Source organism: Acinetobacter sp. TWP2-2-3 (assembly GCF_049896445.1).
Taxonomy (GTDB): Bacteria; Pseudomonadota; Gammaproteobacteria; order Pseudomonadales; family Moraxellaceae; genus Acinetobacter.
This window is the reverse complement of record NZ_JAFCUI010000001.1, coordinates 1-20,897: the sequence shown is the minus strand read 5'-3', so window position 1 is coordinate 20,897 and position 20,897 is coordinate 1. Positions and strand designations below refer to the sequence as shown.

The window sequence follows — 20,897 nt, the reverse complement described above, 5'->3', positions numbered from 1 at the left end:
AGTCATAAGAAAACCCTGCCAGAACAGCAGGGTTTTTAGGGTGCGGATCAGATGTAGGATTTCAATACTTCATCTTTGGCCATCACAGTTTGTAAGGTGCTTAAAACTTGTAATGTATTCTGGTTTTCTTCGGAATAAATTTCAGAGAAATTCTGCTTGGAAACGCTAAAGAAACGAGCTTTATCTTCAGATTTAATATTCAAAAGTTCAGCCAGAACATTCAGGCTTTCACCCTCTCCAACTGCCATATCACGCGCCAATGTTTCAGCGTTTTCATTGGTAAAGGTCACCACTTGAGCGGTTACGGTACCGCCCTGGCTACAACCTAAAGTACCAAAAGTGATCCCGAGCCACTGATTCGTGAACAGAACGTTGGTCGTACCTGCAAAGAGTTTAGGAATAATACCAGACTGACCCGCCCACACCTGGCTTCCGATACCACAACCGACATCTCGGTCAGCCATCGCCATGCTTGAACCAGTCGCCAATACCGCCGCCAGCATAATTTTTTTCAACATAGTTATTCTCCAATTATTCTCATGCAATCTTTGTTATTACTCTAATAATGTAATTTAAATTACATACTCAGCAGAGTAGCGACAAGTCAAGTTTGGCGCAATTGAAAAAATGTATGCTTTACATAAACATAACCTGATTGATTTTACTGTTCCTTGAGCGCCCAATCGCCTTGTGAATTACGCTGTCCCAAGATTTTCAGTACTAACACCAGACTCAGCAATAACAACAAATACCAGGAGCCCAGTTTGCCCCATCCCACCATATGCCATTGCTCAATCTGGCTTGGATAGAGCCAGATCTGGTAAAAGGTACTGATGTTCTCGGCAATCCAGATAATAAACGCCAGAATCAGCAGTACGGGTAACATCGGCAACTGAAAAGTATGCCGATTCAGCTGAAAGCGAATTCTGGTTTTCCAGAACATCAGCACGCTCCAGACAAATAAAATCACCCGATAATCGGGAATAAAAAACTTGCTCATAAAGTTGATATAAGACAAGACAGCCAATGTCAGCATATGGCTAAAACGCGGCAATTTTTCAAATGAAACCTGATATAGACGTAAAGAGCGCGCAAAAAAACTGCCGACCGCAGAATACATAAAACCGGCAAATAAAGGCACGGTCAGGATTTTAAATATTGCGGGTTGAGGGTAATGCCAGGAAGCAATTGCCGGATGGGTCAGGAAGATTTCCATCACCATGGCCATGAGATGAAATAACGCAATCACTTTGGCTTCAGCCCAGGATTCCAGTTTGGTATAGAGCAATATCACCTGAATCAGCAAAGCAAAAAAAAGCAGATAGTCATACCGGTAAAAACCAAAGAAGAGATCGCTGCCCATAGAAGCAGTCAGTGCAAAAGCGAGCAGGAGTAAAATCCCAAATAAGGCAGCCGAAGCTGCCTTATAAGTAAATTCAAACCCTGATTTGAATAGATCGATCAAGGTTTACATCCTAAAGATATTTGGCACTATACTCATGTACGGTATCAATAAATGCTTTTGGATTCGCCGGATCAACCCACTGGGTAATACCATGACCTAAATTGGCAACATAACCGGTTTTCTCGCCATTGGCATAGGCATCATCCAGCATGGCTTTTGTCGCTTTAATGATGGTGTCTGATGAACCATATAAAGTTGCAGGATCCAGGTTACCCTGAAGTGCTGCACGACCAGCAACCGTTTGACGAGCGACATTCAATGGCGTGGTCCAGTCCAGACCAAATGCATCTGCGCCTGTCGTAATCATCGGTTCCAACCATTGACCGCCACCTTTGGTAAACAGAATTACCGGAATCTTGCGGCCGTCTTTCTCACGTTGCAAACCAGCGACAATCTTCTGCATATAGTTCAGCGAGAACTCGATATATTCACGATGTGCTAATGCCCCACCCCAACTATCAAAGATCTGTACCGCTTGTGCACCCGCATCGATCTGCGCATTCAAATATTCAGTCACTGCATCAGCCAGACGATCCAGTAAAGCATGCAAAACTTCAGGCTGCGCATACATCATCTGTTTGGTAAAACGGAAATCCTTGCTTGAACCGCCTTCGACCATATACGTTGCCAGAGTCCATGGACTGCCCGAGAAACCAATCAGAGGAACCTGACCGCCCAAGGCTGAACGAATGGTCGAAACGGCATTCATCACATAATCCAGATCCGACTTGGCATTAAATGCAGGCAGATTGGCGACATCCTGTTCGGTACGGATGGTCTTGTGAAATTTCGGGCCTTCACCGGCTTCAAAATACAGCCCCAGTCCCAAAGCATCCGGAACCGTCAAGATATCCGAGAATAAAATCGCGGCATCAAGATCATAACGGCGTAAAGGCTGCAAAGTTACTTCACAGGCCAGTTCAGTATTCTTGCAAAGCGAAAGGAAATCTCCTGCCTTGGTACGCGTTTCGCGGTACTCAGGCAAATAACGGCCAGCCTGACGCATCATCCATACTGGCGTAGCATCTACAGGCTCACGCAACAATGCGCGCAGAAAACGATCATTTTTTAAGGTCGTCATTCACATTCCCATCTTTCTTTGACATTGCCAACATCATAGCAAAAAGGCCGCAGTTTTAATAACTTCTGGCAACTTTAAAAACCGATCGGATTGATCGGCAACCTAGTGATTTACACAAAACAACTACTGCATCTCCACATTTTTTCTGTAATACTTATAGTGTTTTTTCACATAGTTAAAGAAATAATTCTTAAGGTTGAGTTACATGTTCGTTCGCACAATGCTCGCTGTGAGTCTAGGTTGCATTTTCGCAGGTCAAGTTTTTGCCGCGTCTACTGCTGAACAACCATTAAAACCCCAAGTGGTGACTAATGTTGCAGTGCAAGATCCGATTGATCCATTAGCAACTGAAGCTTCAGCGGCCCAAGCAGCACCTGCAGAAGCGCAAATTACTGCCCAAGAACAACAAGACTTAAAACAGGCATCTGAAGCGCTGAATGAGCTACAGGATACCGAAGATCAGACTGCCTCTGTTGGCGCAGCACCAAATACCAAAGCACCGACTAACTCTGCGGTGACCAAAGCTTCTTGGACTTTAGACGGTTTAAACAATGCCCAATGGTATGAAAATATCGGTGCAGGTCAATTCCCAGTTTACGCACGTGCGCATGTCATGCTGAATAATGCCCATGCATCACCAGGTGCGATTGACGGAACCAGCGGTAAAAATACACTAAAAGCCATTGCATCTTTCCAGCAAATGAATGGCATTAAACCGACAGGTGTTTTGACTCAGGAAACCTGGGATAAACTGGTGGCACGTCAGGGTTCTAAGCCAGCCTTTGTTGAATACACCATTACTGAAAAAGATCTGGCAGGCCCATTTGCCAAGTCTATTCCTTCAGATTATGCGTTACAGGCGAAAATGAAAGGCTTGTACTACACACGTGTCAGTGAAATGTTGAGTGAAAAATTCCATATGGATGAGAATTTCTTAAAGAAACTCAATCCAAATGCCAACTTTAATAAAGTTGGTGAAAAATTACTGGTCAGTAATGTACGTAATGACTTGCCTGAAGGTATTCACTTGATTGTTGCACATAAAGGCGCGAAACAACTGTACTTATTTAACAGTAAAAATCAAATGATCGCGTCATTCCCTGCCACCATTGGTAGTGCGGATACACCATCTCCAACCGGAACCTATAAAGTAACAGGTGTCGCACCAAACCCTTGGTACAGCTATTCACCGTCTAACTTTGTACAAGGTAAAAACTTAAAACCACTATCTTTACCACCGGGTCCTAACGGTCCTGTCGGGAATATCTGGATTGGTTTAAGCAAGAAATCATTTGGTATTCACGGAACACCAAACCCGTCTACCATTTCGAAAACAGCGTCACATGGTTGTATTCGTTTGACTAACTGGGATGCCAATGATCTTGGCCGTAAAGTCAAATCTGGGGTAACGGTTCGTTTCTTAGAATGATGATCGGTCTGCCGATTTGAATAAAAATAGCCTGCTTTTGAGCGGGCTTTTTTATTCCTTATGTTTACTTTCAGCTCTGTCGTTGCAAAAATGCAATGATCTGTCGCCTATTTGAGATTTTTTCAGTTATAAAACGACAGTATGATGATCTCAAGTTAAAAATAATGTCGAGATAAAATCATGAATGCTTTTCTACATCCTAGCGAAAATCGTGGTCATGTAAAAATGGGCTGGCTGGAGTCTAAACACAGTTTCTCATTTGGTAACTGGTATAACCCAAAGTATATGGGTGTCAGCGCTTTACGTGTCATTAATGATGACCTGATTGATGGACATCAGGGTTTTGGAACGCATCCACATGACAATATGGAAATCCTGACCTGTGTGCTGAAAGGAACCATTACCCATCAGGACAGCATGGGCAATCATGGCGGAATCGCTGCGGGTGAATGGCAACTGATGAGTGCAGGAACAGGTGTGCGGCACAGTGAAATGAACCAAGGCGACGAACAGGTCCATTTACTGCAAATCTGGATTATTCCAAATGAACGTAATGCCAAGCCGAACTATCAGCAAATCCGTCTTGACCCGCATGAGCAACCGAACCAGTGGCATTTGATTTGTGGTCCGAATGACAATGTACCGATGCATATTCGTCAGAATGCCGAAGTCAAAACTGCGGTGATTCAGCAAGGCCAAAGTCTGGAAGTGAAAGCGACCCAGCATATTAATTATGTACATGTTGTTTCTGGCACTGTCCAGATCGCTGAACATACAGTTGAAGCTGGCGGCGCAATTGCTTTTCTAGATGATACAGAAATTAAAGCAAGCGAAGATGCGCAAGTGATCTGGTTTGATTTGCCGGAAGTACCCAACTAAGCTTTTAAAGCTCTCAGCTCTAATGGCTATTGATCCCAGTGATTGATAGCCATTTTTTATACGTATAATCATGAATAAAAAATAATAGTTCGCAAAATCATAATAAGGCTGCTTAACCAATAAAATTATGCCTACGACCTATACAAATCCAACCAATTCTCATCACATTTTTACCTAAGCAATGCATTATTTAGGTGAATATAAACTGATCCCTTTCCATGGAATCCAGTGCTGTATAGCTTTGATCATTCACGACTGGTTTGATATTGTCTTTTGCAGGCATAAAGTGAATTAATCTTTTCATGTAGGTTAAATAAATAGAAGAGCATATCCGTATGAACCAAATTTTAGAGATTCAAAGCAGCCCGCAGCAAGCTTTGCTTTATTTATTAGCCTTTTTAAAACAACAAGATTATCAGTTTACGACCATTACACCGCTTTCCCACCAGCGAATTCTGAATCGAAAAAAGAATGAAATTTATAAGCACAGAACCCATCAGGATATCTTTGGCTGGAATCTAAACTTTAAAAAAACTGATCTTGATTCTGCCCTTTTTACATTATTGCAAGAACATCAGCTTCTACAGGTTCAGGAAGATCAATACTTGAGTCAGGTTCGGGTTTCTTCACTCGATGGCGAACTCTTTATTCATTCAGCTTTTCCAACCACTCAGCAAGATGCGGTATTTTTCGGTCCCGATACGTATCGCTTTATCTATCATCTCAAGCAATATCTAGCTGCTCAGACTCACCCTTTCAAACGGGTCGTGGAAATGTGTTGTGGCACTTCAGCAGCCGCGATCAGCATTGCCAGACATTTTCCAGATGTGAGTGAAATTATGGTTGCAGACCTGAATCCCAAAGCCTTGCTCTATAGCCAGATTAATATCAGTTTTGCCGGCTTAAACCATATTCATCCGGTGCAGAGTAATTTATTTTCCTATCTTGAAGGCCAGTTTGATCTGATTTTTGCCAATCCGCCGTATTTGATTGATCCGGAACAACGTCAATATCGTCATGGTGGTAATAAACTGGATGGCTGTGATTTATCATTCAGGATTATAAAAGAAGGTCTACAGCGACTGAATTCTGGTGGACGTTTATTCCTATATACTGGAGTGACCGTGACTGAGCATGGCAATCTATTTTTGCAGCATCTTAAAGATTTGATGAAACAGCATCAAAATATAATCTGGTCATATGAAGAAATTGACCCGGATATTTTTGGTGAAGAACTGGAACAGCCAGCTTACCAACATGTGGAAAGAATTGCGTTGGCATTAATCAAAATTGAAGTAGGCAATTAAAGAATATTTATTAATTATGGAATTTTAAAATTTTGACTTTGTTCGCTATCAGCTTATTTTAAATCGTTTTATTAAAATCATAGAAATAAAAAACCCCAATCTTTCGACTGGGGTTTTTAAAATTTGGCGGAAGCGGTGAGATTCGAACTCACGGAGGACTCACACCCTCGTCGGTTTTCAAGACCGGTGCATTAAACCGCTCTGCCACGCTTCCATGGGCGCAATAATACGGAGCTTTTGTCCGGCTGACAAGTGAAAATTACAGTGAATGCAATCAACTGCATATAGTTTCATCAAATCCTTACAGTTTTGCTGCTAATTCCGCTCCCTCACGAATGGCGCGCTTGGCATCGAGTTCAGCAGCCAGTTTTGCACCGCCAATAATATGATACTGCGCCAAGGTATTTTCCCCAGCACTCGGCATCAGGTCTTTTACCGATTCCTGACCTGCACATACCACAATGGTATCCACACGCAATAATTGAGCATGACCATCCACCTCAATCCATAAACCTTCATCCGTGACAGATTTATATTGCACGCCGCGCAACATCCGCACAGCATGTTTTTTTAACTGGGCACGATGTACCCAGCCTGAAGTCTTGCCCAGTCCTGCGCCAAGTGGTGTTTTTTTACGTTGTAATAAATAAATTTCCCGTACTGGTGGTTCGACTTCAGCACGCTGTAACCCGCCTTCAGTCACATAATCTGGATGAGAATCTACACCCCATTCACGCTTCCACTCATCCACAGGTTGCGGCTGTATTTGATGCGGTGGCTTTAATAAAAACTCGGACACATCAAAACCGATCCCGCCTGCGCCAATGACCGCAACACGATCACCGACAGGTGCGCCACGTAGCACTTCTGCATAAGATAATACTTGTGGTGCCTGACTGCCTTCGATATTCAAGGCACGCGGCACAACCCCTGTAGCCACAATCACCTCATCAAAACCCTCACGCTCCAACTGCTCGCGGTTGACTCGGGTATTGAGACGCAGATCAACTCCAGTTTTTTCTAGCTGCACTTTAAAATAACGAATCGTTTCGTGAAACTCCTCTTTCCCCGGAATGACTTTAGCCAGGTTGAACTGTCCGCCTACTTCATGACTGGCCTCAAACAGCGTCACATCATGCCCGCGACTGGCTGCGACAGTAGCAGCCGACAAACCTGCGACACCCCCACCGATCACTGCAATACTTTTTGGTTTTTTGGTTTTGACATAGACCAGTTCGGTTTCATAAGCGGCACGCGGATTGACCAGACAGGTTGCGCGCTGGTTTTTAAAGGTATGATCCAGACAAGCCTGATTACAGGCAATACAGGTATTGATTTCATCAACACGATTGGTTGCAGTTTTATTGACCCAGAACGCATCTGCCAAAAGTGGACGTGCCATCTGCACCATATCTGCCTGACCAGAAGCCAGAATTGCTTCGGCAGTGTCTGGCATATTGATCCGGTTGGATGCAATCACCGGCACCGAAACATGTTTCTTAACTTCAGCCGTGTAATCGACAAAAGCAGCACGCGGTACAGAAGTCACAATGGTTGGAATACGTGCTTCATGCCAGCCAATCCCGGTATTGAGCAAAGTAATTCCAGCCTTTTCCAAAGCTTTAGCTACGGTAATGACTTCCTGCATGGTATTGCCATCATGCACCAAATCGAGAAGCGACAAACGGAAACAGATAATAAATTTTTTGCCAATTTCTTCACGAATGGCTTTGACGATTTCTACAGCGAAACGCATCCGGTTTTCGATCGGACCTCCCCAACGGTCGGTACGCTGATTGACATGACGGCTTAAAAACTGATTTAGCAAATAACCTTCAGAACCCATGATTTCCACGCCATCATAGCCGGCCTTTTTAGCAATGCTAGCAGTTTTTACATAATCCTGAATCGTATTCAAAATCTGCTTATCTGACATTTCACGCGGTTTAAAAGGAGAAATCGGCGATTTGATTGGACTGGCCGAGACCACAAAAGGCTGATAGCCATAACGTCCGGCATGCAGAATCTGCAAAAGGATTTTGGCACCATGTTTATGAACTGCATGGGTGACTAATCGATGTGGTGCAATATCGCCCAAGGTATTCATGGTGCCGCCTGCCGGCAATAACCAGCCTTGACGGTTTGGCGATATACCACCCGTAATCAGCAGACCTACGCCACCCTTTGCTCGTTCACCAAAATACGCAGCTAGTTTAGGATAATTATAGAAGCGGTCTTCCAGACCAGTATGCATCGACCCCATCACCACCCGATTTTTAATGGTGGTAAAACCCAAATGCAGTGGCTTTAAAATGTTGGCATAGCGCGTCGTGGTCATAACAAATCCCTGATTATATTTGGCTGAGCAAGTCATTCCCTTACTTTAACTGATTTTCAGAGGCTTTTTATGACCCGGAGTTCAGCATTTTCAGGCACAAATATCAATCTTCGAAACAGTTCTTTCTATACATCACGAATTAGCTCTGCCATTGCCGTGCAGTGGATTTCCATAATGCAATCGCGCCCAATACTGTACCAATTGGAAAACTCAGCAACATCAGGATGGCCATTATTCTGGATAAAGTTTGTCCTGAACCATTGCCCTGCTTCACCTTGATACTGGCCTGTATATTAAAAAACATCAGCAAGCCTAAAAGCAGCAGCACCACAGCTAAACTCAGCATGGAAATACTAGATTGCTGATATTCAAGATATAAAAACAGCACTGTACTAAAACCAATCAGGCCGGCATAAATCCCATGTAACAGTGCCAGCGTTTCATTCTTAGCTTTAAGATTTAAATTAGGTAAAGGTGGGATGCGAGTCGCCATGCTTTTATTCCTGTTTTATCTGATTTTTAACTTTATTCGGCTGAATATAACCAATTTCTTCCGTTTTCAGCAGGATTCTGGTGAAAATCGTGCGATTTATGATTATTTAAGCCTATTGAATAGAGATTTTAAAACGAGTTTTTCTTTTCTAAAGCAAACCTAAATAAATTAATGATACAATTGATGCAATATGTATTTTTTCAGGCCACCAATTCTGGCGTGCCTATTTCATATCATTAGGATGAACAATGTCTGATAATGCAACTATCTTGCAGAATGTCCCAGTAGGTAAAAAAGTTGGTATTGCCTTCTCTGGTGGTCTAGATACTTCTGCTGCTCTTTTGTGGATGAAACAAAAAGGCGCTGAACCTTATGCTTACACAGCTAACTTGGGTCAGCCAGACGAAGACGATTACGATGCGATTCCAAAAAAAGCTGAAGCTTATGGCGCAGTAAAAGCACGTTTAATCGACTGCCGTTTACAGCTTGCATTAGAAGGTATTGCTGCAATTCAATGTGGCGCGTTCCATATTTCTACAGGTGGTATGCCTTATTTCAACACGACGCCATTGGGTCGTGCAGTAACTGGCACCATGCTGGTAACTGCCATGAAAGAAGATGATGTTAACATCTGGGGTGACGGTTCGACTTATAAAGGCAACGACATTGAACGTTTCTACCGTTATGGCTTGTTGACCAATCCTGCGCTTAAAATCTACAAGCCTTGGTTAGACCAAACTTTCATTGACGAGCTGGGCGGCCGTGCAGAAATGTCACAGTTCCTGATCGACAATGGTTTTGACTATAAAATGTCAAAAGAAAAAGCCTATTCAACTGACTCAAACATGCTGGGTGCGACACACGAAGCTAAAGATCTTGAATACCTGAATGCAGGTATCAAAATCGTTGAGCCAATCATGGGCGTTGCGTTCTGGAAAGATGACGTAGAAGTAAAAGCTGAAGAAGTATCGATTACTTTTGAAGAAGGCTTCCCGGTTGCTATCAACAGTCAACGCATTGAAGATCCAGTTGAGTTCATTCTTGAAGCGAACCGCATCGGTGGCCGTCACGGTCTAGGTATGTCGGATCAAATCGAAAACCGGATCATCGAAGCGAAATCTCGCGGTATCTATGAAGCTCCGGGTATGGCGCTGCTTCACATTGCTTATGAGCGTCTGGTAACGGGTATTCATAACGAAGATACGATTGAACAATACCGCATTAACGGTTTACGTTTAGGTCGTTTGCTGTACCAAGGTCGCTGGTTCGATTCTCAAGCGCTTATGCTACGTGAAACTGCACAGCGTTGGGTCGCTAAAGCAGTTACCGGTACTGTAACGATCGAACTGCGTCGTGGTAATGACTACACCATTATGAATACTGAATCTCCGAACCTCACTTATGAAGCTGAGCGTTTGACTATGGAGAAAGGTGATTCTATGTTCTCGCCGATGGATCGTATCGGTCAGTTGACCATGCGTAACCTCGACATCACGGATACTCGTGCTAAACTGGGCATCTATACAGAGACTGGTTTACTCGCAGTTGGTTCAGCATCTGCAGTGCCACAACTGAAAGACAAAAACTAAGTTTTAGTCATTTAAGTTGCATAAAAAACCGCTCCTGATGAGCGGTTTTTTATTGATGATTGTTCTATTCATTTTAAAAATATCTAGCCATTTGCAATATCTGAATTCACTGAACGAATGGACTGATAATAAATCTGATTGCGTCCAAGCTGTTTGGCGCGGTATAGCGCCTGATCCGCGATTCCCAATAAGGCGTCTTTATCAATATCATCTTCACCACGATAGACGGTAATGCCTAAACTGATGGTGATATATTTCGCAACCGAGGATTTTTCATGTGGAATTTCCAGACGGTCAATCGCCTTAAAAATATTTGAAGCCACTGCATAAGCACCATGTGCATCTGTTTCTGGCAAGAGCACTACAAACTCCTCCCCACCATAACGTGCGACAAAGTCCATATGACGGATCGCATTTTTGATGGTTTTGGCAATAGTCGAAATGACGTCATCACCTTTCTGATGCCCATAAAAATCGTTGTAATTTTTAAAGAAATCTACATCGATAAACAGAATTGCCAATGCCGTTTCTTCACGATGTGCACGTTCGAAATGGACTTGCAGCGTCTCATCAAAAGTCCGTCGATTGGAAATCTTGGTCAGCTCATCGTACTGACTCAAATGTAATAATTCGTTGGTATGGATACGCTGGATCTGCTCACTGATTCTGGCGCGAATGCTATAGAGAAATATCACACGTTCACGGGCAAAAATCATATGGCTAATCACATAACCCAGCAAGCAACTTCCAATTAAAATCCGGCCAAAAACCATAGGATTAAATTCAACTGAAAGGCTAAACAATACAAGAATAGTAGTTGCCGCAGCGAGTAATCCGGTGACCAGCATCTGAATCGGTCTAATACCGGTCAGAATATAACCCAGGATATACACGATCGTGACTATGGCCATGGACTGATACTGCAAGGCATCAGTTTTAATCGACATGGTAATGCATGAAATTGACACCTGTATCCAGAACACCAACAGCATCGAAGCCTGCGGAAAAAAGCGCTTGATCTTGGGTAAACAGGAGAATATATAAAAAATGATTAATGACATGCCACCATTGAGCAGGCCCAGCATACACAGGACAAAATCATGTACGAAATATTCTTTGCTGATGCTCCAGTAATCTGTAGGAATCATCACCACCAAAAAAAGGAAATAGGCTAGTACTCCAGCCCACACATATTTTTCGACATGTTTGCGGGCGCGTTCCAGATTTTTGGTCCAGAATTCTTGTTCCAGATTTTGAGGGAAGACCGGGCCTACACGCTGGCTTTGCCGTGTAATCAGTTGTTCTATGTCTTCTTTATCATCTTGCAATTTCGCTAGATTGTACTTGTATTCCATTGCCAAGTATTTATGTAATTTTTTTATTAATTTTAAAATAACATACTTTTTAAAATTAATTTATACATATCCCTTATTTTGTAGCGCTTTCTCGTTACCATTTTTACTATAGATGGATTATCATTTGTTTTATTTGTTCGACTGAATTTGCCTTGAATACGATTACGATTCTCCAGCCAGATGATTGGCACGTTCACCTGCGTGATGGTTTAGCACTTCAACGTACCGTTCCCGATTTAGCCAAGCAGTTTTCTCGCGCCATTTGCATGCCAAATCTGGTGCCACCCGTTAAAACTGTCGAAGAAGCCAATGCCTACCGTGAACGTATCATGGCACATGTGCCTGAAGGGGTAAATTTCGACCCGCGTATGGTGCTGTATTTCACTGACAACACCCCGGCAAGCGAAGTTAAAAAGATCAAAGAATCTGCGCATGTCAATGCCATCAAGCTCTATCCTGCGGGTGCGACCACCAACTCCGATAGTGGTGTGAGCGATATGAGCAAAGTCTACGGCGTAATTGAACAGCTTGAAGAACACCAAGTGCCTTTATTGCTACATGGTGAAGTGACGCATAATCATGTCGATATTTTTGACCGTGAAAAGCGTTTCCTGGATGAAGTGCTGGCTCCCTTACTCAGACAATTTCCCAAGCTGAAACTGGTGCTCGAACACATCACCACCAGCGAAGCAGCAAACTTTGTACTTGAGCAAGACCGTAATGTCGCTGCAACCATTACGCCGCAACATTTATTGTTTAACCGCAATGACATGCTGGTTGGTGGGATCAAGCCGCATTTCTACTGCTTGCCGATTTTAAAACGTCAAACGCATCAGCAAACTTTGCTGGAAGTCGCAACCAGCGGTAATCCTAAATTTTTCCTAGGCACCGACAGCGCACCACATTCAAAAAATGCAAAAGAAAATGCGTGTGGCTGTGCAGGATGTTATAGTGCGCCGACTGCCATTGAGCTGTATGCTCAGGCATTTGATCAGGTGGGTAAAATTGAACGCCTGGAAGGTTTTGCCAGCCATTTTGGTGCAGACTTCTATGGCCTGCCACGTAATACCAATACCATTACCCTGGTTAAAGAAGATCAAGTAATCCCTGAAAGTTTAGACTATCTGGATGGTGAACAGATTATCCCACTGTATGCTGGTAAAACCATTCAATGGAGAAAAGTGTGACAAATGAAACGCTCCCAATCATTGGTCAACGTTTTCGTGGATTCTTACCTGTAGTTGTCGATGTCGAGACTGCAGGTTTTAATGCGCAGACTGATGCATTGCTGGAAATTGCGGCCATTCCGATTGTTTATAATGAGGAGGGTCAATTTGTGCCGGGTCAAGCTTACCATGCACATATCAATCCTTTCGAAGGGGCAAACCTCGACCGACGTTCGCTGGAGTTTATTGGGATCGATCCTTCTAATCCAATGCGAATCGCCATGGCCGAAGATGAGAAAACTGCACTCAAGCGCATTTTTAAATCGGTGAATGAAGTGCGTCGCCAGCAAAATTGTACCCATGCAGTTTTAGTCGGACACAATGCACATTTCGATTTAGGTTTTCTTCAGGCCGCGATTGCCCGTACCGGGACCAAAAACCAAAACCCGTTTCATAGTTTTTCTGTCTTCGATACAGTGACTTTAAGTGCGGTGATGTTTGGTCAGACTGTACTGGCGAAGTCCTGTATCCAAGCTGGAATCGAGTTTGATGGTAAAGAAGCCCATTCTGCATTATATGATACGCAGAAGACCGCTGAACTGTTTTGCTATATTTTAAACAAACTCGCACCTCACCTGCTTGACACTCTGGTGGCGGATCAATAAGATACCGCCATCTTCTAAACGTCCCTATCGTCTAGAGGCCTAGGACATCGCCCTTTCACGGCGGTAACCGGGGTTCGAATCCCCGTAGGGACGCCATCTATTTTTTCTCTTCTTTATATTTCTTTAATCAGCATCTTAAGCTGCTCAAGTCCTACACTTTTATCAATTAATTAATGAAAATAATTCTCATTACTATTGATTACCTACTCTAATTTAATGATAATCACTTCCATTATCTTTCGCAGATTTAACCCTTCTCATGCGTTTTGCTTATTCCCCACTTTCTATTGCGGTTCTAACAGCTTTATCAACATCTAGTTTTGCAGAAGAATCAAATTATCAAGAATCCATCCTCAAGGAAGCTACGGTTAAGTTCAGCACGATTATTATCGAAGCTCAGCAAGCAAATGAAGTGGGAAAAACAGTTTATTCAAAAGAAGATTTAGAAAGTACGCCAAATAGCTCAAAGAACATTACCGATTTTTTAAAAGTGAATCCGAATGTGCAGTTTAGTCAGTCACAACTTGCAGCAGGTTCTCAAGGTGAAATTAAACCTGCCGAAATCTCAATTAATGGTGCACAAACCTTCCAAAACAATTTCATTGTGAATGGTGTTTCCAACAACCTACTTATTAATCCAGCAAATTCAAACATAAATACATTTCAAGATATTGGGACTGGCGCACAAGCTATGGCAGTGAACACTGACCTACTTTGTGAGCTTGAAGTATTAGATAGCAATGTGTCTGCCGCTTATGGTCAATTCACAGGTGGGGTTGTAAATGCTAAAACATGTGCACCGCAAACAGAGATAGGTAAAATTCACGGTTCTATCACTTACGATTACACTGAAATCGATTGGGCTCGCTACAACTCAATTTCACCTTTAGAAGAAAGTAAATTTGAAGAGCCCACAGATGACTACCAAAAGGAATATACCAAACAAGGTCTAAGCACCAATATTTATGGGAAGCTCTCGAATGATTGGAGCTTTAATGCTTATGCTTCTCAACGAGAGTCTATCATCCCAGTCAAAAGTGGTTTTGAAACACCTAAAACAATTGATCAAGAACGACATATCTCAAATCTTGGTGCAACATTATTTTATACACCAAACGCCTCAACCAAAGCGAAGTTTGGTTTCGATTATGGTTTGCTCGATAGCTTAAGTTATGTGGACAGCAATCGTGATTCAGGTAGTACTACTGAAACCGAAACACTTACTCTGTTCTCGGAACTTGAACATCGCTTCAACTTAGGTACTCTCGTACACAAACTTAATTTCCAAAACTCGGCGACACAACGTGTTGCTGACAATAACTACAGTATGCATTGGTACTACGCCAAAGGAAGTAAAGATTGGAATAATACCGATGTAGTTCGAGAGGGCGCCATCATGGGAGAGATTGAACAACGCCAAGACGTCCTTTCCTATGACCTACAAGCGAATATAGACCCTTTTGAACTTGGTCAATCCCAACACAACATGACTATAGGTACGGGTTATAGCCATGCTAATGTTGCGTGGAAACGAGTCGAGGATGTTTTACTCGCGACAAAGATCAACTTAAAAGAACTTGGCAAAGATACTACCTGCCTTCAAAGTGACCCATATTGTGATGAGAAACTAACTATAAATGGTTGGAATGGACAATATATCGCTGGTGGGACTCTGTACAAAGCTGGTGATATCAAAGCTCAGCAAGATCGCCTAAATATATTTATTGAAGATAATATTCAGTGGAATGATCAATTTTCAACACGCCTTGGTGTTCATGCTGATTATGACTCTTTGAGTAGTAATATCAATATTTCCCCTCGCAGTCGTCTCTCTTACAAACCCTTTAGTAATGATCAATTGCATTTATCCGCTGGGTGGAATCGCTACTATGGTCAGCAAACTTTAGGTACAGAGCTGAATGAAATTCAAAATGATTTGCTCTACAAACTGTCACGTGAAAACCCACATGCGACTTGGGTAGAAACACAAACTGCACTATCCAGCGGTGCGCGTAGTTCAGCGCTCAATACCCCTTTCAGTGACGAGACTGTTTTAGGCCTGAATACACAAATCCAGAATTGGGATCTAGGGCTAAAATGGGTCAATCGTAAATATCAGGATGAAATATCAAAAACTAAAGTTACTCCTTTAGATGGATCAAAATTCTTCTACGAATATAACAATGATGGAAGTGGCAAAGCTGACATCTACACCTTAACACTTAAAAATCGTCAACCGATCGCACTGGGGGATAGCCAACATTTATTTGCCTTGGGATTTGATACAGTGAAGTCTTCCGCAGTTATGTAGATTACACTTCAGCCTATGATCAAGCCACTCAAGATGAATGGGTCTCTTATGATGGTCAAATTATCCGTTGGTCAGACCGCCCTGCCCCAAACTTTAACCAACCATGGACCGCACGAGTAAACTGGGATATTACATTCGATACACTGCCTGTACGTATTTCAAACTTCTTTAGCTATAAAAACAGTTACGATGATATGGCTGTAGTCTCCAATAAAAATGACAAAGTCGAGTATAAAGGTGAACTGCTTGACACCTATTTAGCCTCTGAAATTAAACCCAAATTTAAATGGGATATGCGCACCACCTATGATTGGGAAATTTCAAAAGATTTAAGGGCAATTTTTGGTTTAACCATTAACAATGTAACCAACCGCGTGAATACCTATACAACAGGCTCGACCTCAAATGATAGACCACGTGTGATGACTGAAATCGGCCGCCAATTTATTGCGGATGTTACTTTTAAATTCTAGAGCCTGAATAGGTACATGCTGCTGCTCTTTTTAATTTGCTTAGGCTATAATTAATGCGATTTCATATTTTGCCTTTGTATCATGTTAAAAAAGATCTTACTGGTTTTACTGATTTTAGCCCCATCCGCACTATATCTCTATATCGTCAACCGTGATGATAACCACACTGCGGAGACTGAAACAGTGTCAACGCCAACTGAAAACTCTCAGCCTGAGCAATATCAAACTCCAGATCACTAAGTTTTAGTGATCTTTTCAAATATTTATTTTTTATAGTCCTGAAATCTGTTCAGAAAATAACATCTTAATAAAATAAAGTTTTTGTTTTGCCTAATGTTTAAACTGTTAAATGAATTTTAGCAAAAACCCTTTTGACAAACCCCGGCTTAATCCTTAATATACGCATCACCTCGCAACGTCCCTATCGTCTAGAGGCCTAGGACATCGCCCTTTCACGGCGGTAACCGGGGTTCGAATCCCCGTAGGGACGCCATCTATTGATCTCATACGATCAGACCTTATTCGAAATTACCATTATTCGATTGCAGATTTGTAGTTTTTCACTACAATAGCTCGCTTCATTCCTTTGAAGTATTTCTTATTTCCTATGCACTCATCTCCGAATGATGCTACGCATCAGGGCAATTCTGCGCCTTTAAAACGCGCTATGAGTACTCGACATCTGGTCATGATTTCGCTTGGTGGCGCAATCGGAACAGGCCTATTCTTAGGGTCGGGTGAAGTCATTGCACAAACGGGGCCTGTAGGTGCCATTCTCGCTTATCTCCTGGGCGGTATTATCGCGTACATGGTAATGCTATGTTTGGGCGAACTTGCCGTTCATATGCCAGAATCTGGTTCATTTGGTGCTTATGCCAAACGTTATATTGGACCAGGCACAGGCTATACCATCACCTGGTTATACTGGCTGACGTGGTCGGTCACTCTCGGAACTGAATTTACTGCAGCGGCCTTGCTGATGCAGGAATGGTTCCCGGATATTTCCATGTGGTTATGGACCATTATCTTTGGTGTATTCGTATTTAGTCTCAATATGATTTCGACCCGCTGGTTTGCCGAATCCGAATTCTGGCTGGCACTGGTAAAAGTGGTCACGGTTGTTGCTTTTATTCTTTTAGGTCTATTGGCCATCTTTGGTGTTCTGGGCTATCAAGGCTATGAAGCTGCGCCTTTATTTACCAATCTAACTGCACAAGGCTGGTTCCCTGAAGGTCTATTCCCGATTTTTGCTACGATGCTGATTGTGAACTTTGCCTTCTCTGGTACCGAGCTGATTGGTGTGGCTGCCGGTGAAACTGAAGATCCTGCGAAAAATGTTCCTAAAGCAATTAATACTGCGATTTTCCGCTTATTAATTTTCTTTGTAGGTACCATTATCGTGGTAACAGCCTTACTTCCGCATCAGGAAGCAGGCTTGGCCGCTGAAGGCGTGAGTAGCAGTCCATTCGTAACAGTATTCCAGCACATTGGTATCCCATATGCTGAAGACATCATTCGCTTTGTAATTATCACTGCATTGTTGTCTGCCGCCAACTCGGGCTTATTTGCTGCTTCTCGTATGATGTGGTCATTGTCATACAGCAAACAGTTGCCTGCCGTATTCTCAAGACTGAATGCTCGCGGTGTACCGTATATTGCAGTCATGGTGACTATGCTAGGTGCATTGCCAGGTTTATTGTCTGAACAGTTTGCGCCAGAGACGATCTTTACCAACTTGCTGGGCGTTGCAGCGTTTACCATGGTGGTGGTCTGGATGAGTATTTGCTTAAGCCAGTTCAACTTCCGTCGTCAATGGTATAAACAGGGTCATACGGCCAAAGAACTGGGCTTTGCTGCACCATTGTTCCCGATTGTACCAATCCTGGGCTTTGTGTTCTGTTTTATTACCTGTATCAGTATGGTCTTTGATCCATCAATGCGTATCAGCTTCGTAGGCTGTCTGTTATTTATTGCAGCGTGTTATGCAAGTTATTATGCTTTTTATCACAACAAGTCTTAATCATCAGTTTTAAAAGAGCGGCTCCGGCCGCTCTTTTTTTATCTATACTATAACCATAGTGGGCAGCCTTAAGGGTGCGTCGATGAAAATTGTGTTTATTCACGGCATGAACAAGCAACAGTATACGGCTACTTCATTACGTCAACATTGGCTGCATCTCTTCAAAACAGGCCTTCGGAAAAACCCACAACAGCAAGCTCGGTTTACTTATTTAAAACGGCATATCCGTATCCCTTTTTATGGCGATTTACTTTCTCGGCATCATTTTCATAACGTCTTGAATGCCAGCACCCTGATGCCGCAACAGTGGCCGCATTTCCCTTTTTTACATCCCGCACAGCTGCAACTGGCACCGCCATCAGACCAGTGCACCTATCAAATTTGTGACGTCCCGCAGTTAAATCTTGATGATGCCCTAAATTTCAATCAGAAACTGAAGTTCATCACAGCATTAAGCAAAGATATTGCCTTGCGGGATTTTGCGGTACTCATCAATTATTTTCCCAGCTTACATGCTAGCTTTTTGCATAAGTTTTGCTGGAAACTTATCTTTATTTGGCCAACCCGCATTTTATGCAGGAAGTTCACCGCCGCATTCACAATCAACTCTATAGCAGCAGACCACAGATTCTGGTGGCTCACTCACTCGGCAGCGTGATTGCCTATAATTATTTGATCCAGCATCCGGAGCTGAATATCAGGCGTTTTATTACTCTCGGATCACCGTTGGCATTTCGGGTCATCCAGGCTCATCTGCCGCACCCGATTGTACGACCTGCTGCACTTTCAAGTGACTGGATAAATTTCTATTGTAACGATGACTTTCTGACTGCCTTTCCATTATCAGAACCACCCTTCCAGTTTCAGCCAGCGATTATTAATCAGGAGATTCATACCTCCATCTATCATCCGCATGATATTGATGGTTATATTCAGCATCCGAACGTCATTAAAGTGCTCCTGGAATTACTATAAAACTCACGCCAAACTCTAAATTCAACTTTTACAGCTCCATTCATATTCTTTTTCTATTCAATAAAATCTTTCATCCAGACCTACCAATTTACTGCTTTTTCTGCCTTTTTTATAAATATACAGATGTCTGCTAATGATTGTTTTATCAAAGATAATTTACACATTAACGCCACAAAAAGTGCAGCTTGGCTTGCCGCAATTTTCTCTATACTGTGAATATATAGATCGACCTCCGTGAGGTATCGATGAAAGTTATTTTTATTCATGGAATGAACCAGCAACATCATAGTGCTGCATCAATTCGCCAGCGCTGGCTACATATACTTCAAAAAGGCATTCGCAAACACCGTCATGATGCCAGATTCAGTTATTTAAGACGTCACATTCACATTCCATTTTATGGGGACTTGCTTTCACACTATAACGTTCGCAACATCCTGAATGCTGGCACCTTGATGCCACAGCAATGGCCCAGCTTTCGTTTCCGCCAACCTGTTCAGCCTCAGCTTCCTGCACCAGTTCCACGTCCTGGCTGGCGCAAGCCCGTAATTTCCGATCTTCCCCAGCTTAACCTGAATGACCCGATGGATTTCAAACAGAAATTCAAATTTATTACCACGCTAAGCAAAAATGTTGCACTGCGAGACTTTGTATTATTGCTTAATTATTTTCCCAGTCTGCATCGTAGCCTGCTTCAGAAATTTTTGATTGAAACCTATCTGTATCTCGACAATCCTAGTTTCATAAAGGAAGTTCATGAACGGATTGCCCGGCAATTGAATGGTCGCAAACCTTGTATTGTGATTGCTCATTCTCTGGGCAGTGTGATTGCCTATAATTATCTTATTCAGCATCCTGGACTGAATGTACAGCGTTTTATTACCCTCGGATCGCCATTAGCCTTCCAGGTGATCCAGTCACATTTACCGCAACCCATTGTCCGACCTGCTGCAATTACAGGCGACTGGATAAATTTCTATTCAACTGATGATTTTCTTACCGCCTTTCCTCTTACACAACCGCCATTTCAGTTTCAACCCGCCATTATTAACCACGGCATTCGTACCCATATTCACCGCCCGCATGACATTACCGGCTATTTACTGCATCCGCAGGTGGTAGAAGCAATTCTGGAATTGCTTAAAAATCCAGCTTAAACCATGTAATTTTCAAGTATTTTCTCTAGGGTCTGTTGACATTTACTGTTCATAATTAACCCTATAAAGGTAGCCATAAAAATATACAGGCTAAAGCAACAGAACTTTGATAATTTCTTTTGAGCTTGTCATATCGAGTAGCTATTCCTCTAAATTGCTTTAATCTACAAAACATATTTTCAACTAAATGCCTG

At 42.6% G+C, this 20,897-nt stretch carries 17 protein-coding genes, 3 tRNA genes and 2 pseudogenes; 14 read left to right on the top strand and 8 right to left on the bottom strand.

Annotation, left to right across the window (positions count from 1 at the left end; all coding sequences use genetic code 11):
* Positions 1-47: 47 nt before the first annotated feature.
* The 3 genes from ACP7AK_RS00110 to hemE all read right to left on the bottom strand — a co-directional run bounded on the left by ACP7AK_RS00110 (position 48) and on the right by hemE (position 2,546).
* Positions 48-518 (bottom strand): DUF3015 family protein, encoded by a 471-nt coding sequence (locus ACP7AK_RS00110; RefSeq protein WP_004646390.1) that lies wholly within the window; start codon positions 516-518, stop codon positions 48-50.
* A gap of 143 nt (positions 519-661) precedes the next feature.
* On the bottom strand, positions 662-1,465 hold the full coding sequence (locus ACP7AK_RS00105) for a DUF817 family protein (RefSeq protein ID WP_004646389.1): 804 nt from the start codon (positions 1,463-1,465) through the stop codon (positions 662-664).
* Between the two features lie 10 nt (positions 1,466-1,475).
* Complete coding sequence (hemE, locus tag ACP7AK_RS00100; protein ID WP_005246858.1) at positions 1,476-2,546, bottom strand: uroporphyrinogen decarboxylase; 1,071 nt, start codon at positions 2,544-2,546, stop codon at positions 1,476-1,478.
* A gap of 205 nt (positions 2,547-2,751) precedes the next feature.
* Between hemE and ACP7AK_RS00095 the strand changes: the two genes are divergently transcribed.
* The 3 genes from ACP7AK_RS00095 to ACP7AK_RS00085 all read left to right on the top strand — a co-directional run bounded on the left by ACP7AK_RS00095 (position 2,752) and on the right by ACP7AK_RS00085 (position 6,161).
* Entirely contained in the window at positions 2,752-3,975 is a 1,224-nt protein-coding gene (locus ACP7AK_RS00095) for a L,D-transpeptidase family protein (protein ID WP_425877925.1), read from the top strand.
* Between the two features lie 180 nt (positions 3,976-4,155).
* Entirely contained in the window at positions 4,156-4,854 is a 699-nt protein-coding gene (locus tag ACP7AK_RS00090) for a pirin family protein (protein ID WP_425877923.1), read from the top strand.
* A gap of 335 nt (positions 4,855-5,189) precedes the next feature.
* On the top strand, positions 5,190-6,161 hold the full coding sequence (locus tag ACP7AK_RS00085; RefSeq protein ID WP_425877921.1) for a methyltransferase: 972 nt from the start codon (positions 5,190-5,192) through the stop codon (positions 6,159-6,161).
* 124 nt (positions 6,162-6,285) lie between these two features.
* Here ACP7AK_RS00085 and ACP7AK_RS00080 read toward each other — a convergent pair.
* From ACP7AK_RS00080 to ACP7AK_RS00070, 3 genes are all read right to left on the bottom strand, one after another.
* Positions 6,286-6,375, bottom strand: a tRNA-Ser gene (locus ACP7AK_RS00080).
* Between the two features lie 87 nt (positions 6,376-6,462).
* Positions 6,463-8,499, bottom strand: coding sequence for an FAD-dependent oxidoreductase (locus ACP7AK_RS00075; protein ID WP_262466621.1), 2,037 nt, complete (start codon positions 8,497-8,499; stop codon positions 6,463-6,465).
* Between the two features lie 139 nt (positions 8,500-8,638).
* Complete coding sequence (locus ACP7AK_RS00070; RefSeq protein WP_253146162.1) at positions 8,639-8,992, bottom strand: hypothetical protein; 354 nt, start codon at positions 8,990-8,992, stop codon at positions 8,639-8,641.
* Positions 8,993-9,240: 248 nt separating this feature from the next.
* Here ACP7AK_RS00070 and argG point away from each other — a divergent pair, with 248 nt between their 5' ends.
* On the top strand, positions 9,241-10,581 hold the full coding sequence (gene argG, locus ACP7AK_RS00065; RefSeq protein WP_425877918.1) for an argininosuccinate synthase: 1,341 nt from the start codon (positions 9,241-9,243) through the stop codon (positions 10,579-10,581).
* Positions 10,582-10,664: 83 nt separating this feature from the next.
* Here argG and ACP7AK_RS00060 read toward each other — a convergent pair whose 3' ends face one another.
* Positions 10,665-11,936 (bottom strand): GGDEF domain-containing protein, encoded by a 1,272-nt coding sequence (locus ACP7AK_RS00060; protein ID WP_425877916.1) that lies wholly within the window; start codon positions 11,934-11,936, stop codon positions 10,665-10,667.
* A gap of 152 nt (positions 11,937-12,088) precedes the next feature.
* On the opposite strand from ACP7AK_RS00060, the gene pyrC reads away from it, so the two are divergent.
* From pyrC to ACP7AK_RS00010, 10 genes and pseudogenes are all read left to right on the top strand, one after another.
* A complete protein-coding gene (gene pyrC / locus ACP7AK_RS00055) occupies positions 12,089-13,123 on the top strand; it encodes a dihydroorotase (RefSeq protein ID WP_004279558.1) in 1,035 nt (344 codons plus the stop codon).
* A complete protein-coding gene (rnt, locus tag ACP7AK_RS00050) occupies positions 13,108-13,767 on the top strand; it encodes a ribonuclease T (RefSeq protein WP_004279557.1) in 660 nt (219 codons plus the stop codon). Before pyrC ends, rnt begins: the two co-directional genes overlap by 16 nt.
* 20 nt (positions 13,768-13,787) lie before the next feature.
* Positions 13,788-13,863: transfer RNA gene (locus ACP7AK_RS00045), tRNA-Glu, on the top strand.
* Positions 13,864-14,026: 163 nt separating this feature from the next.
* The gene (locus ACP7AK_RS00040) at positions 14,027-16,078 is read left to right on the top strand and encodes a TonB-dependent receptor plug domain-containing protein (RefSeq protein WP_425877913.1); all 2,052 of its coding nucleotides are present in this window, start codon (positions 14,027-14,029) and stop codon (positions 16,076-16,078) included.
* Positions 16,079-16,272: 194 nt separating this feature from the next.
* A complete protein-coding gene (locus ACP7AK_RS00035) occupies positions 16,273-16,551 on the top strand; it encodes a hypothetical protein (RefSeq protein ID WP_253143949.1) in 279 nt (92 codons plus the stop codon).
* Positions 16,552-16,632: 81 nt separating this feature from the next.
* The gene (locus ACP7AK_RS00030) at positions 16,633-16,791 is read left to right on the top strand and encodes a hypothetical protein (protein WP_004279546.1); all 159 of its coding nucleotides are present in this window, start codon (positions 16,633-16,635) and stop codon (positions 16,789-16,791) included.
* 177 nt (positions 16,792-16,968) lie between these two features.
* Positions 16,969-17,044 (top strand) — tRNA-Glu (locus ACP7AK_RS00025).
* A 114-nt stretch (positions 17,045-17,158) separates the two neighbouring features.
* The gene (locus ACP7AK_RS00020) at positions 17,159-18,571 is read left to right on the top strand and encodes an amino acid permease (protein ID WP_005107442.1); all 1,413 of its coding nucleotides are present in this window, start codon (positions 17,159-17,161) and stop codon (positions 18,569-18,571) included.
* A gap of 82 nt (positions 18,572-18,653) precedes the next feature.
* Positions 18,654-19,546: pseudogene (locus ACP7AK_RS00015) on the top strand (alpha/beta fold hydrolase).
* 245 nt (positions 19,547-19,791) lie between these two features.
* Complete coding sequence (locus ACP7AK_RS00010) at positions 19,792-20,703, top strand: alpha/beta hydrolase (protein ID WP_425877909.1); 912 nt, start codon at positions 19,792-19,794, stop codon at positions 20,701-20,703.
* 42 nt (positions 20,704-20,745) lie between these two features.
* Here ACP7AK_RS00010 and ACP7AK_RS00005 read toward each other — a convergent pair.
* Positions 20,746-20,897 (bottom strand): annotated as a pseudogene (locus tag ACP7AK_RS00005) (IS5/IS1182 family transposase); the annotation flags it as partial.